Annotated in this window: 16 protein-coding genes and 1 pseudogene; 4 read left to right on the plus strand and 13 right to left on the minus strand. The window is 31.3% G+C overall.

Going from position 1 to position 14218, the window contains the following annotated elements:
- Positions 1–4: 4 nt before the first annotated feature.
- Genes PF022_RS03730 through PF022_RS03740 form a run of 3 tightly spaced genes read right to left on the minus strand, consistent with a single transcriptional unit; the run spans position 5 to position 2550 of the window.
- Entirely contained in the window at positions 5–424 is a 420-nt protein-coding gene (locus PF022_RS03730) for a flagellar export protein FliJ (RefSeq protein WP_271021537.1), read from the minus strand.
- A complete protein-coding gene (locus PF022_RS03735; protein WP_271022814.1) occupies positions 421–1662 on the minus strand; it encodes an adenylosuccinate synthase in 1242 nt (413 codons plus the stop codon). The genes PF022_RS03730 and PF022_RS03735 overlap by 4 nt, the downstream gene beginning before the upstream one ends.
- Before the next feature lie 42 nt (positions 1663–1704).
- Positions 1705–2550 carry an ATP phosphoribosyltransferase regulatory subunit gene (locus tag PF022_RS03740; RefSeq protein ID WP_271021539.1) on the minus strand — a complete coding sequence of 282 codons (846 nt, stop codon included), beginning with the start codon at positions 2548–2550 and terminating at the stop codon, positions 1705–1707.
- Between the two features lie 108 nt (positions 2551–2658).
- On the opposite strand from PF022_RS03740, the gene PF022_RS03745 reads away from it, so the two are divergent.
- Genes PF022_RS03745 through PF022_RS03755 form a run of 3 tightly spaced genes read left to right on the plus strand, consistent with a single transcriptional unit; the run spans position 2659 to position 4675 of the window.
- Positions 2659–3012: a hypothetical protein gene (locus tag PF022_RS03745; protein ID WP_271021540.1), complete on the plus strand. Its 354-nt coding sequence runs from the start codon at positions 2659–2661 to the stop codon at positions 3010–3012.
- Positions 3013–3053: 41 nt separating this feature from the next.
- Positions 3054–4325, plus strand: coding sequence for a homoserine dehydrogenase (locus PF022_RS03750; RefSeq protein ID WP_271022816.1), 1272 nt, complete (start codon positions 3054–3056; stop codon positions 4323–4325).
- Positions 4322–4675: a YraN family protein gene (locus PF022_RS03755; protein WP_271021542.1), complete on the plus strand. Its 354-nt coding sequence runs from the start codon at positions 4322–4324 to the stop codon at positions 4673–4675. The genes PF022_RS03750 and PF022_RS03755 overlap by 4 nt, the downstream gene beginning before the upstream one ends.
- A 5-nt stretch (positions 4676–4680) precedes the next feature.
- Here PF022_RS03755 and PF022_RS03760 read toward each other — a convergent pair whose 3' ends face one another.
- From PF022_RS03760 to PF022_RS03775, 4 genes and pseudogenes are all read right to left on the minus strand, one after another.
- Complete coding sequence (locus PF022_RS03760; protein ID WP_271022817.1) at positions 4681–5235, minus strand: C39 family peptidase; 555 nt, start codon at positions 5233–5235, stop codon at positions 4681–4683.
- A 15-nt stretch (positions 5236–5250) separates the two neighbouring features.
- Positions 5251–6109: pseudogene (locus PF022_RS03765) on the minus strand (hypothetical protein).
- On the minus strand, positions 6109–7104 hold the full coding sequence (locus PF022_RS03770; protein ID WP_271022820.1) for a hypothetical protein: 996 nt from the start codon (positions 7102–7104) through the stop codon (positions 6109–6111). The pseudogene PF022_RS03765 and the gene PF022_RS03770 overlap by 1 nt, the downstream one beginning before the upstream one ends.
- Positions 7105–7161: 57 nt before the next feature.
- On the minus strand, positions 7162–7617 hold the full coding sequence (locus PF022_RS03775) for a hypothetical protein (RefSeq protein ID WP_271022822.1): 456 nt from the start codon (positions 7615–7617) through the stop codon (positions 7162–7164).
- A 140-nt stretch (positions 7618–7757) separates the two neighbouring features.
- Between PF022_RS03775 and PF022_RS03780 the strand changes: the two genes are divergently transcribed.
- The gene (locus PF022_RS03780; RefSeq protein WP_271022823.1) at positions 7758–8696 is read left to right on the plus strand and encodes a hypothetical protein; all 939 of its coding nucleotides are present in this window, start codon (positions 7758–7760) and stop codon (positions 8694–8696) included.
- Positions 8697–8711: 15 nt separating this feature from the next.
- Here PF022_RS03780 and PF022_RS03785 read toward each other — a convergent pair whose 3' ends face one another.
- The 6 genes from PF022_RS03785 to gltS form a co-directional block, all read right to left on the minus strand.
- A complete protein-coding gene (locus PF022_RS03785) occupies positions 8712–9698 on the minus strand; it encodes a hypothetical protein (protein WP_271022824.1) in 987 nt (328 codons plus the stop codon).
- 25 nt (positions 9699–9723) lie between these two features.
- On the minus strand, positions 9724–10245 hold the full coding sequence (locus PF022_RS03790) for a hypothetical protein (RefSeq protein WP_271022826.1): 522 nt from the start codon (positions 10243–10245) through the stop codon (positions 9724–9726).
- A 131-nt stretch (positions 10246–10376) separates the two neighbouring features.
- Entirely contained in the window at positions 10377–11294 is a 918-nt protein-coding gene (locus PF022_RS03795; RefSeq protein WP_271022828.1) for a hypothetical protein, read from the minus strand.
- Entirely contained in the window at positions 11291–11830 is a 540-nt protein-coding gene (locus PF022_RS03800) for a hypothetical protein (protein ID WP_271022830.1), read from the minus strand. The genes PF022_RS03795 and PF022_RS03800 overlap by 4 nt, the downstream gene beginning before the upstream one ends.
- Positions 11831–11900: 70 nt before the next feature.
- The gene (locus tag PF022_RS03805; protein WP_271022831.1) at positions 11901–12818 is read right to left on the minus strand and encodes a hypothetical protein; all 918 of its coding nucleotides are present in this window, start codon (positions 12816–12818) and stop codon (positions 11901–11903) included.
- Positions 12819–12976: 158 nt separating this feature from the next.
- Complete coding sequence (gene gltS / locus PF022_RS03810) at positions 12977–14200, minus strand: sodium/glutamate symporter (RefSeq protein ID WP_271021549.1); 1224 nt, start codon at positions 14198–14200, stop codon at positions 12977–12979.
- Positions 14201–14218 lie beyond the last annotated feature (18 nt).

Raw genomic sequence — 14218 nt, forward strand, 5'->3', positions numbered from 1 at the left:
CACCTCATTTTGCATTATGTAACATTACTGATATTTCATCCATATCGATACTTTCTTTTCTCTTTAGTCTATCTAGATTCTTCTTTATCTCAAGCCCTTCTAAATATTTTGCTTTTTCGTATTCCATATTTTGCACTCTAAAATACTCTTGAAGCTCAACTCTTTGTTGTTTTAGCTGTGCTAATTCCATAACCTTTCTATCTATTAGAGATCTATATTCATCTTTGTGATAAGAAAATGTTAAATGCTCTTGATAAAGCCCACTTGTTGGCTCATTTAAACTCCAAGCCGCAAATTCTCTAACAGCAGAATCTATCTCTGCTTGTTTTGCATTTATCTCTGCTGCATTTTGCTGAAGCATTCTCTCTGCTTCATCTACTTTATTTTTACAAAGTAGCACTAGTGGAGTAAATTTTGTCTTCATCTAATGATTGTATCAAGCCTATCTGGGCTAGTTGATATCATCTCTATTTTTACACCGATTATCTTCTCTAACTCTAAGATATATTCTTGTGCCTCTTTTGGAAGGAATTCAAACTCCCTGATTCCAGCGGTTTTATCCCACCCTTTAAACTCTCTATATATTGGCTTTGCAAGACCCAAATCATCAAGGCAAGATTCTAACTTATTTCCTTTATCATCTTCATATCCAACGCATACTTTAATCGTATCTAGCCCATCCAATACATCAAGCTTCATTACAGCAAGTTTATTTACACCATTTAATTTGCATGCATATCTAACAAGCATAGCATCTAACCAACCACATCTTCTAGCTCTGCCTGTCGTTACTCCAAACTCGCCTCCTTTCTCTCTTAAATATTCTCCCATTTCTCCAATCTCTTCTGTTGGGAAAGGTCCATTTCCAACCCTCGTGCAATATGCTTTCATAATGCCTATTACATCGCCTAAATATCTAGGAGCTATACCTGTGCCACTACATGCACCTGCGGCTATTGTATTAGAGCTAGTTACAAACGGATATGTCCCAAAATCAACATCTAGCATACTCCCTTGTGCACCCTCGCACAATATTTTCTCGCCTCTATCTAATGCCTCCCACAACATAGTTGTAGTATCTGTTATAAATGGAACTAACTCTCTTGCATAGCCTTCTAGCTCTTGCAATAAAGATTCTCTACTTGGTATTTTGGTGTTTATATTTTTAAAGTTGTTATCTTCATATTTGTTTAATATTTTATCGCATAAAGATTCTATATCTCTTAGCTCACCAATCCTAAGCCCCTCTCTTGAGACCTTATCAGTATATGCTGGACCTATTCCCTTTTTTGTCGTGCCTATTGCATCTTTTGCACTTTCTTTCAATTTGTCTAGCCCTTCATGGTATGGCAATATCAAGTGTGCCTTAGAGCTTATAAACAATCTATCTTTTAAATTTTTAAATTGTTTCATTTCATCAATTAATGCTTGAGGATTTATTACAACACCATTGCCGATGATATTTTTACATTTGTCGTATAAGATTCCAGATGGAATTAAATGAAGTGCATATTTAGTGTCATTTACAACTATGGTATGTCCGGCATTATGCCCACCTTGATATCTAACTACATAATCATAATTACAAGCTAGCATATCAACCATTTTGCCTTTGCCTTCATCTCCCCATTGAATCCCAACAATCAAATCAGCCTTAGCCATTAAAATATTCTCCTTATTTAATAAAAATTAAATTATAACACTTTATAAGTCCATAAGCTTACAAATTACATTATCTGTATAAACCCCAAACCCCAAAGCTCTTCTTTTTAGAATCTCATAACTACCGCCTAGTATCATTGTGTGATTATCAATAAAAAACCTAAAAAATAAATCATCATAATATTCCATAGGAGGATACATAAGCGGTGAGATAATCAAATCTTTATAGGCTATTTTATTACCAAATTCTATTATTTTATTTAGCTCATTTTGTAGATTCTTTGGCGCTTTTTTAGCTAAACCTTGTAAGGATTCTACATCTCTTGCCTCTAACAACTCTTTAAGAAAAAAATCTGATTTAATTAGTGCATTAATATCCATTTTCTTAAAGACTTCTAAAGGCACACCAAACTCTAAATGACATATCTTAGCAATATTTCCACTACCTATTTGCAAATATGGAGCTAAATTTATCTTCTTAAAAATATCAACACAAATATCAATAAACGATAAAATATCGTTATCCTCCAAGTTTTCGACACCTATTTGATTTATTTCTGTTGTAGGATATACAAAAACAGGCTGTATATAAAACCACTTTTTGCCAACTAGATTCTCGCTTAGATACGGCGTTAATAGCCTCATTGCATCAATTGTAGAATCTTGTCGTAATATCATTTGATGATTATGTTTATTGCTAATTCTTATTGCTTCTCTATTTTGTATATCTCTTTGATATTGCAGATAGCTAAAAGTGGGCGTTAGAATCTCTTCATATCCATTTAGATTTAAAACATTGCTAACCAAATTTTCTAAATCCCTCTTTATCTTTGCGCTTTTGCCAAAATATAGCTTCGAACCTTGCGGTATTTCATGGCTTAAAATCACTAAAAATCCTAAAAATAAAATTTCATAGATTATAGCATAATGTGGTATTTGCTAAGCCTTTAGGAATGTATTTTGCTTGATTAGTTATAAATCACTTAAGGATAAGACATGGCTTTTAAAATAAATACCTATGTTTCATTGCCACAAACACCAATAGAGCCACCAAGTGTAGTGCCTCCAACAGAAATAAAACCACCAGAAAAACCACAAGAACCAGAAAAGCCTGAAGAAAAACCAAATCCACCAGAGGACAACAACGACAAAGGAGAGGTAGATAACTCTCTTCCAAGCACGACAAATAGTGCCTTTAGCTCCCTAAGTCTCCCACTTAAAGAATGGCTAAAAAAGGAGTTTGGAATCACAGAAGAAACCCTAAAAGATTCTTTGCCTGAAGGATTCTTAGAGGCTTTACTAAGTGGCTTTAAAAATACGACTAATTCGCACAATAAAAGGGATTCTTAATCTATTATGCTACAATATTTGCTTTAATTTAAGGTAGTCAAATGAAAGAGCTAAACATAGGTATAGTTGGTCTAGGTGTTGTTGGAAGCAGTGTAGCTAGAATCTTAAAAGACAATGCTGATTTAATATCAGCTAGAGCCGGTTGCAAAATAAATATAAAAAAAGCCATTGTAAGAAATTTGGATAAAGTAAAGGGTAAATTTGACTTTCAAATAAGCACAAATGTTGATGAAATATTAGATGATTCAAGCATAGATATTATAGTCGAGCTTGCAGGCGGTATTGATGAACCATTTAAAATAGCAAAAAAAGCGCTCCAAAACAACAAGGCATTCGTAACTGCAAATAAAGCTATGTTGGCTTACCATAGATATGAGCTACAAAAAATAGCTGGGGACTTACCAATAGGCTTTGAAGCAAGTGTAGGTGGTGGAATCCCAATTATAAAAGGGCTTAGAGACGGCTTGGGTGCGAACCATATCTTAAGTATTTATGGGATTATAAATGGGACTTGCAACTACATACTAACAAAAATGAAAGACGAAAATACTAATTTCAAAGAAGCCCTAAAAGAAGCACAAGATCTAGGCTATGCAGAGAGCGATCCTACATTTGACATAGATGGCTTTGATACAGCACACAAGCTACTTATACTAGCAAGCATTGCCTATGGAATAGATGCAAAGCCAGAAGATATACTAATAGAAGGTATAAGAAAAATAACACAAGAAGATATAGTCTTTGCAAAAGAGTTTGACTATAATTTAAAGCTACTTGGAATCGCCAAAAAAGACGGAAATGAGGTTGAATTAAGAGTGCAACCAACATTCCTACCAAAAGATAAAATAATAGGAAAAGTAGATGGCGTAAATAATGCAATTAGTGTGCTAGGGGACAATGCAAAAGAAAGCTTGTTTTATGGTGCAGGTGCAGGAGGAGATGCAACTGCTAGTGCGGTAATTTCTGATATTATAGAAATAGCAAGAACAAAAAGTTCTCCTATGCTTGGCTTTAAAACACCAATAGAAAATAATCTGCAATTAAAGCCAAAAGAAAGAAGCAAAAGTGCCTTTTATCTTAGAATCCTAGCACAAGACAAACCGGGCGTATTAGCACAAATATCATCAATACTTGGAGAACATGATATATCTATACAAACACTTCTACAAAAACAATCAAACATACAAAATTACTCTACCTTGCTTCTCTCAACTTACATATGCGAAGAATCCAAAATCAAAAATGCAATAGACAGAATAAGCAAACTAGAAATAACAAAAGATATGCCAGTAATGATAAGAATCGAAGAATGAAAAACACCACACAAAAGGGCAAAGAAGCAGAATCTTTGGCGTGTGAGTTTTTGAAAGAAAATGACTTTGTTATAATTGATAGGAACTTTTATACAAAATTTGGCGAGATAGACATAATAGCCAAAAAAGATTCAACCCTCCACTTTATAGAGGTAAAAAGCGGGATTGGCTTTGAACCTGTATTTAATATCACAAAAACAAAACTAGACAAAATAATAAAAAGCATAAATATCTATATAAAAACCAAAAACACGAAAGATCCATTTTGTATCGATGGAATCACGATTTATAAAGAAAACGAAAACTCACAAGCTACAATCAATCTTTTAGAAAACCTAACAATATACTAAGTTTCTTATTTACCGAAAAATATACTTGTAGGAAAATTTAGCCCTCCAACTTCTGGCTTTACATTATCCTTGCCTATTAAAAGTGCATATCCTCCGCTATTATCCCTATCCCAAATGGAATAAAATTCTTTCTTACTACTTATATACTCCCCAAAATTTGGATCTAGAATCTTTATAAAATCTCCACTATAATTTATAATAACCACAAAATGAGGGAATCTAGGATCATCTTCTATTCGAACTAAGATGGGATATGAAGTTTGTTCCAAAATGTCTCTTGTAAGCCTAAAACCATCTGCTGTATATCCTAGACTTTTAGCTATATTTTGTAGTTCTTTAAAGCTTAGCATATCAGTTTTATTACTAATCATATCTAGCACATCTTGTTCGTTTAGTTGCTTTAGCTGAAAATAATTTATCAAATTTGCCAACGAAGCAGCGCCACAAGATTCCTCGAACTCTTGTCTTATAATATTTTTAGCATTTATTTCTTGCATAGATTTTACTGCAAATGCTTCTGCAAAATTAATCATAAAAATAAACAAAAACAAGGTTCTCAACTCGAACCTCACAATCTAAAACTTCTTCCACAGACTAATAGTAAATACACTATCGTGTGCTGATGAGCTGCCTCCTGCTGTCCCGATTACAGAAATAGCTGTATTAGAATTAATGCTATATGTAGTTCCTAGAGACATAGATTGGTATAGAATAAGAATTAGAAGTTTTTCTTCCTTCAAACTTAGAAGCACTCTGATATCTCTGCTCCAATCCTACATCAAACGAAATCTTAGGGCTTAAAATTATAGACATATCAAATCCAAAATAAATACTATTTCCATATTCTAAAGATCCATATGCAAAATCTCTATCTGCATTATAGACTCCACCTATATAAATAGATGATATGATGGGGTCGGAGTAGTTTTTTAATGCAAATCGTGCAGAATATGATTTAAATATAAAGTTTTTATCTTCATCAAAATGATTTTCTCTTTGTATTACACCACTTTGCAGTGTAATTTGTGGCACAAATATATCTTTTATAGTATCTAGCGTATAAATACCACCTATCCACAACGAATCAAAATCAAAACTCCTATTAGTATGATAATCAAGCCCAAAATTACTAACATATTCATTTTGTTTATAACTACCATTGCCAGATATGAGCAAATCTAGCTTTGGAGTTATAGAATATATAAAGGTCTGATTTATTGACAATCTCTTTGTATCAGTCCAGTTTTTAGTATCAGGCTGTGCTACTAGTGTAGGATACATATTATAAATATAAGCATTACCACTACTTAAATAACTTACACTTGTTATGCTTCTTAATCCTATTTGCTTTTTAAACAAAGAATCCATAGTAATAGGCTCTGATGCCACACAAAAAGAAAATACCCCAACCAAACATAATAACTTTTTTAACATTAATACTCTTCCTTTTTAGAATCTTTTAATATATCTCTTATAATAGAATAATATTTAGATTCTTTATGTATATCTTCGCTTTCATCTTTTGCAATAGCCTTAAGGTAATAATCCATTAGCTTATCTTTATTTTCTTTTTGAATCTCCTCTGGGCTTTTTGCCTCTTTTTCAGATTCAACAATACCACTAGGAGAATACTCACTTGGCATTCCTCTTTGAAATTTCCCATATTCACTAAGCTTTGTATGTGGAGATTCTGCTCTAGCAAATGCATCACTCTTAAAAGCATACATTAGTAAAATACCTTCTCTTTTAAACTCTCCATTCTCAGTCATATAATCTTGCATTAAAGGCGTGTTAAAATCACTAGCGTCAAAAACTCCATTGCCCTTTTGCATTATTTCTTCTTTCGTATAATGTTGTTTATTGTCTGAAAACAAAAAATTAAATTCTCCGTTTGCATGAGATAAACCAGCAATTATATCGATAGATTCAAACTCAGGATAATAAACATCTTTTTCCCTTGCAATAGGTGTTGTAAAGTAATCATTAATAGCCTGTAGTGCGTTTTTATGTATCTTATAATCGCTATGCAAATTAGAAGCCTTTAAAAAATCTTGCCCCATGAAGGCATTTTCATCTATGCTATATCCACCAAAAGTATTTTTATAAGAAATACCTGCTGGATTTGAAGTATTTAGAAAGTTTTGCATATTTGATTTTGCAATTAAAGATTCTTCGGCTTTTATATCGTTTTTAAAGCTAAGTGGATTGTTCGTATCATGCTTAAAATTACCACTTGTAACATATGCCCCTAGATAAGAAGTTGCATTTTCATAAGAATCAGGAGCTAAATAAGACTCCACCCTATATTGACCTTGCGATTGTATATTTTTAATTCGCTCTTTTTCTGCCTCTATCCTTTCATAAGATACAGAATAATCGCTTCGTATCTCAAAAGGCTTATATGTTGTTTGCATTGTATTAGAAATCATTTTTTATCCTTTTTCAACGCAATCCTTTGCAAAATTTGTTTATCCTTATTTTATCAACTAATAGCCATACTTACTACTATATCTACCATTAATAACTTTATACAACCTTGTAGAAGCACTAAATGGTATTTCTCTTATAGATTTCCTACTAGTATCTATTCCAACTAGCCAACATTCCTCACGCCCTAAATTAAATCTTTGTGCATAACCCAATACCTCATTTGGCTGAAGTATATTTAACAATTCATTAGAAAAATCACTCACAGGGTATGGCCTCAAATCATAAGGATTTACTATATAATAGTTTGTATATATAGCCGAACCTTGCACATAAAATCTATCATAAAATTGCAGTCCCCCCACAACTTTACTCATCTCTTCATCATTTAATTCTCTAACACCTATAGAATCTTTATTATAGATTCCATTAGTAGCAATAGATATTAGATCATTTGCATATATATTTGAAGTAATACTAAAGGCTAATAATAAGCTAAAGATAATTCTTTTCATAAATTACTCCCTTATAAAACAACCTACACTTACCCTTGCTTCAAATAATATCAAGCAAAAAATATTCCTTGCATAAATATTTAGATAGTTGATAGGAATAATTTTTGCTTGTCATTGTATAATTATTACAAGGACAAGCAATGCAAATAAATAATGCTTATACTACTCAAATCAATTATAATCACCAAACACAAACAAGAAATCATGTAGATACTAATACCAATACATTTAAAAAAGCATTCGAAGAACCAAGCACTAGTGATTTGCAAAAAATACTTGATAACTCTAACGAAGATTCCAAGTTTTTAGCATTGGATAATCCTATAAGCTCATTGATGTATTGCACAATAGCTAGTGTAAATGATGAGAGCAAAAAGCAACTAAGTGCATTTAGCCAAGAAGATTTTAAAAACTCAAAGACAACTAACACAAAAGATACAAATAAAAACTTTGAAAATTATAGTCTTGATATTTATGGTTTTATGGGTAGCGATTTTTTACAAGAAGCTAAATTGCCTGATAATTTGAAATTTCATAGCAGCTCTTTAGTTGCAATAAAAAATTACTTAACACTTCCATTTTATGAGCATAATAAACAAAATGGAAATTCCTATCTATCTAACTACTTTGATAGCATAGATTTAGCAGGGGGATTAAATAATGCCTTTAAAAGCATAAAAGAGATTCTTGCAAGCACAGACAATTCACACCTCAAAGAAAGCTATACAAAAGAAGAACTATTGCAATCTTTTAAAGATAATGAAGACTTTATAACTCGTCTAACACATGATAATCCATTAATTAAAGATTACACAATAGTAGAAAATAATGAAGAAAAAATAGCCATAGAAGGGATTGTACTATTGTTTTCTGTTTCAAACTATGGCGAATCTTATGCTAAATCAGATAAAAGCAAATTAGGAGAATATGGAAAATATTTAGCTGGTTTGCCTAATTCTTATTTAGAAAGCCCAACAATATTAGAAAATGAAGCTTTTAAAGAAACAAGTAAAAAAGTTAATAAACATATGCTAGATTGGTTTTTGAAAACAATGCTAGGATTAGATAAATTTGTCTAATCCTAGCACATTAACTTACTTTTGCTTTACTTTCATATTTAATATATCTCTTATAATAGAATCATATTTAGATTCTTTAACCTCCAATACATCAAACATACTCTTTTGCATATTGGTTTGTGTAGAGAGGAGAAAGGATTGTAGGGATATATCAGCACTTGAAGGCTTATGTATTATCTCTAGATTGCCAACAGCAAAGCCTCCTTCAATATCTCTTTTTATTACTATATCACCTAAATCAATCTTGCCTTCTGCATTCATAGTGTGAGCCATTATCGTTGCCATAGCATTTCTTGCTTCACTTTTCATATCTGGACTAATCTTATCTGGGAACATACCTTCAAAAATAGAAAAAAATTCCTCAAAAAGAAATAAATTATCAGCATTGTTGCGTGTAAATGTGTGCATTTGACTTCTAAATGTATCTTCATCAACTAGCCCACTTTCGTAATCTAAAATCAATTTTCTACATTCTTCATCATTCATAGTAAGCGCACCCTCACCAAAACCAAAAGCCTTATCATTTTGATGACGATTTGTATCATTATCATTAAACATAAGATATGAATAGCTGCTTAGTAAAGATATTGCCTCCATAACATCTCCAGTTTCAAACATTCTATCATGATTGTTAATTTCATGTTGTATGCTTTCTATTACCATTTCTCCTAATTTAGAATCATAAACTTCATTCATAAGCTCTTGCATGATATTTTTTAGTTTATCTTTTGCAGCATCTACTTGTTGTCTTGTTGTAGCTTTCATTTCAAATGCCTTATAAGAGACTTCTGCAACAATATCGCTACCATAATAAGAAAAGCTATCTGGAGATGCCCCAGCTAAAAGAAGCTTATCATTGCCTTTAAGCATGGTAGTTCCTCCTAAAGTAAAGCTAGAAATTACATCTGAAGCCTCTTTTAGGCTAAGTGAATCATTGGTCTTGTTTGATTTATTTTCTCCACGATATATGAAATTATTTAAGCTTGAAATACTATTAATCATAATCTAAACCTTACTTTACTTTATATTATTGATTTAAAGCTCCATTAGTCATGCGACTAGCATGAGACCTAATTACTCTATTAATCTCCCTCTTTAATGACTCCATATTTCTTGGTAACTCATAATATCCTTGCGGATACCTAGTATAGACTACATTGTATTTATTTACACCTATTAACTCGTATCTACCAACTGAACCATTTAGAAAGTTATATGTAACTTTAATGGCTGGTTTATATCTACCACTACCATCATCAACACCAAACATTCTAAATTCATTTATATAACTCTCTCCAAGTGCATAATATGCAGTATAGCTAATTCTAGTGCCTGAATTATTAACAACTCCATAATCTACATAAGGGCGATCTGTTCTAAGTAGGTATGCTCCCCCCACAACCCTTTTCATCTCTTCATCATTTAATTCTTTAACACCTAGAAAATCTTTATTGTAGATTCCATTAGTAGCAATAGATATTAGATCATTTGCATATATATTTGAAGTAATACTTGATAGTATAAATATACTAAGTATTAGTTTTTTCATGCTCTCTCCTTTATGTTAGTATTAATTCATTCTCAGTTAATAGTTTTTATTATTAACTTAAGTTTATTGATTTTAAAAAATAATTTAAAATACAATATTACTTAAAGTAACTCTATTAATATTGCATAACACTATCTTACTCCTTCTTGTATCTTAGTTTCTTTCATGCTTAATATATCTTTAATAATAGAATCATATTTAGATTCTTTATAGTATTTAGTATTACTATTGTATGTATTATTATCTCTAATATCTAATACATCAAACATACTCTTTTGCATATTGGTTTGTGCAGAGAGGAGGAAGGATTCTAGGTTTCCTAAAGACTTTTTGCTAATTATATCTACAATGTTGTAACCATCAGTAGTGTAGTTATAAACAAAGCCATTTACTTCCACATTCTCACCATTTCTATAATAAGCACCAATAGTTGCTAAAGCATCTTGAATCTTTTCTAGCTTATCATTTGGAATATATTCTTGTGCTAGATTGAAAAATACATTGCTAACCTCGTTCATATCCTTAGAGATTTGCTTATATATTTCTAAGATTTCACTATTATCACTAATTGAATCTATACCAATATTTTTATTAGAACTATCATACATTGGAGAAGCCATCAAAATATCAGTTAGTTTATATCCGCCATTATCTAATATTTGTATATCTTCTTTGGTTGATACATTATTTATATAGTTATTTCTTGCTTCTATTGCATCTTTTATCTTTTGGCTTCCTTCTTTTTCATAAATGTATGACAAAATGTTATTAATTTCTTTTTGCAAATATTCCTTAGCGCTATTTAGCTGACCCTTTGATACATTTAGCTTTTGATTTCTCTTGGATTCTACTTGATTTTCAAAGTTACTATAATTTGTATGCACTTGCATATCTACACCAAAAATAATCTTATCTAGTGATTTTATATCATTCTTAATATCTTCAATATCTACTTTATTGCTTTCTTTGTTATCACTTCTTTTATCTATATTGCTATTTACAATCCCAAAATCAGAAAATTTATTATCCAAATATCTTGCTACTATCATTTTGGGCTCCTGCTATATTTCCAGCTACGCGCATGCTCTTTTGCCAAATAGCTAACTTGTCCCCTCAATCTCCCATAATTTTCACTCAATAATTTATCGGCATAATATTTATTTGTACTTCTTACTCTAACTGGATTATTAGGGTCAAACCCTATGATAGATAATGTCTGAATACTATTGCCACGCAAATCTACACCAACAGATACAGCTGGTATATACCTACCACTACCATCATCATAACTAAGAAGGGACAGCTCATTAGTGGAAGTTGGAAATAAACGATAATACGCCAAATAATAGACTTTACTTCCGCTATTGTCTTTAACTCCATTTGTATATACTCTATACCAAATGTTATTTTCATTATATATACTTGCTCCCCCCACAACCCTTTTCATCTCTTCATCATTTAATTCTCTAACATCTAGAGAATCTTTATTGTAGATTCCATTAGTAGCAATAGATATTAGATCATTTGCATATATATTTGAAGCAATACTAAAGATAAATAATAAACTAAAAATAACTCTTTTCATAAATTACTCCTTTCTATTAAAATTTAATAAATAAAATATTTTAAAAATAACTTACTTTGTAAAAAATATCTCATCTATATACTTCCTTAGAAATCTCTAATATATCTTTAATAATAGAATCATATTTAGATTCTTTATAGTATTTAGTATTACTATTGTATGTATTATTATCTCTAATATCTAATACATCAAACATACTCTTTTGCATATTGGTTTGTGCAGAGAGGAGGAAGGATTCTAGAGATATATTATTGTTTTGTATATTTGTTGGCTCTTCTTTAAGATAAGCCAAATAAGTTAATGGGTGTGATTTATCTGGCTTTACATCATAGTTATACACTTTACCATCTATCTCTACATTATCTCCACTAAGATAATAAGAATATATAGTAGTTAGTGCATCTGTTATTTTGTCTGCTTTATCATCACTAATATATGGCAACATAGCTCCAAAAAAATCTATTTCTTTCCTTATTGCACTACCTATGATCCCATTAAAAGTTACTTCATTGTTGTAGCTATCAGGCTTTATATCATAATCTCCAATAGATTCATTTTTTTCTATGAATCTCAAATTGCTTAATAGCTCCAATCCACCATTTTTAACCATAATATCTTTGTATTCTTGGCTATTTACATCTAAATTATCCATAGCATATCTTGCTTTTTCTATTAATTCTTTATGCTCTTCTAAAAAATTTTTCATCTCTTGTTGCAAAAATGCTTTTGCTTCATCTGCTTGTTGTTTATTTGAATGATTGATTTTATTGTTTAATTTATTTGTAATTTTATCAGCCAAAATATAATCATCGAATATACCACCATATGTGATACCATTTATCATTAAGTCATATCTTTCTTGGCTTTTGCTTACTAATCTATCTTTGTTATGTATATGTGCATTAAAGCTAGATTCTGTATTTGTATTATTAGAAGAATTATTTCTTATAAATAAGTTTGCATTATTGTTGATTGATGAAAGAACCATGAGATTGCCCTTCTTGCACACTATTTAGATGATGAATCTAAATAAATAAGATATCAAAAACGATACAAGCCACTTAAAGAATACAAGCAAAAATTATTCCATGAATAAATATTATTAGAGGAGTTATAGAAGCATGCAAATGCTCCTATAAATAAAGACTAAAAGAATATTTTTAAACTACCACTTATAACAAGTGCGTTTATAATGTCTATAAAAAATGCACCAACTAATGGCACAACGATAAATGCCATATGACTAGGCCCATAATGATGAGTAACAGTTTGCATATTAACCATTGCTGTAGGAGTAGCACCAAGTCCAAATCCACAATGTCCCGATGCAAGAACTGCTGCATCATAGTCTTTACCACAGAATCTAAATGTTACAAATATTGCATATAGAACCATAAGTGTAACTTGTATAGTCAAAATAACAATCATAGGTAATGCTAAAGACACTAGATCTAATATATTAATAGTCATAAGTGCAAATGCCAAAAATAAAGACAAGCTTACATTTCCAATTACACTTACTTCTCTATCAAAAACTTTATGCAATTTGGTTGCTTCAAGCACATTTCTCAAAATAGCACCAACAAGCAAACACCAAACGAATGTAGGTATCGTAACTGGCAAACTCCCCTTAGAATAATCTGCCACTATAGTTCCAATAAGCAAAGCAATAGCAATTAATGCTAAAGATTCTACAAATGAAGTAGCAGTTATTAGCTTTGGACGCTCTGGAGTTTCAAATGCAGTGCTATTTATTTGCCCATTTTCTTGTGCCTCTTTTGCGTGATTACTAGGAGCTAGATTATATTTTTTTACCAAATAATGAGCTACTGGACCACCAACCAAACCACCAGCGATAAGTCCAAATGTAGCACACGCAACAGCAACTTCTAATGCCGCATTAAAGTTATAAGGCATATCTTTAAACACAGAAGCCCATGCTGCACCTGTCCCATGACCTCCACTCATTGTTATAGAACCACCCAAAAGACCTATTAGAGGATTAACCCCCATGGCTTGTGCAACAAGAACACCTGCTACATTTTGTAAAAATAAAAGTCCTGTAACAATTATCAAAAAGCCAAAGAGTATCTTGCCACCCTTTTTAAAAGAAGCAAAATCAGCAGATAGACCTATACTTGCATAGAATGCCAACATTAATGGATCCTTTAAAGAACCATCAAAGTTGAATTTGATACCGAAATATTTAAGCAGTATAAAAATACCAATAGCCACAACAATTCCTCCAACTACTGGCTCTGGTATATTGTAATCTTGTAAAAACTTACTTTTACTTATAAAAAATCTACCAAGCAACAACACTCCCACCAAACATGCAAGTGTTGCATAGAAATTCATTGTAAGTTCCATGAATTACCTCCATTAATC

The organism is Helicobacter sp. WB40 (assembly GCF_027859275.1).
GTDB classification, from domain to species: Bacteria; Campylobacterota; Campylobacteria; order Campylobacterales; family Helicobacteraceae; genus Helicobacter_D; species Helicobacter_D ibis.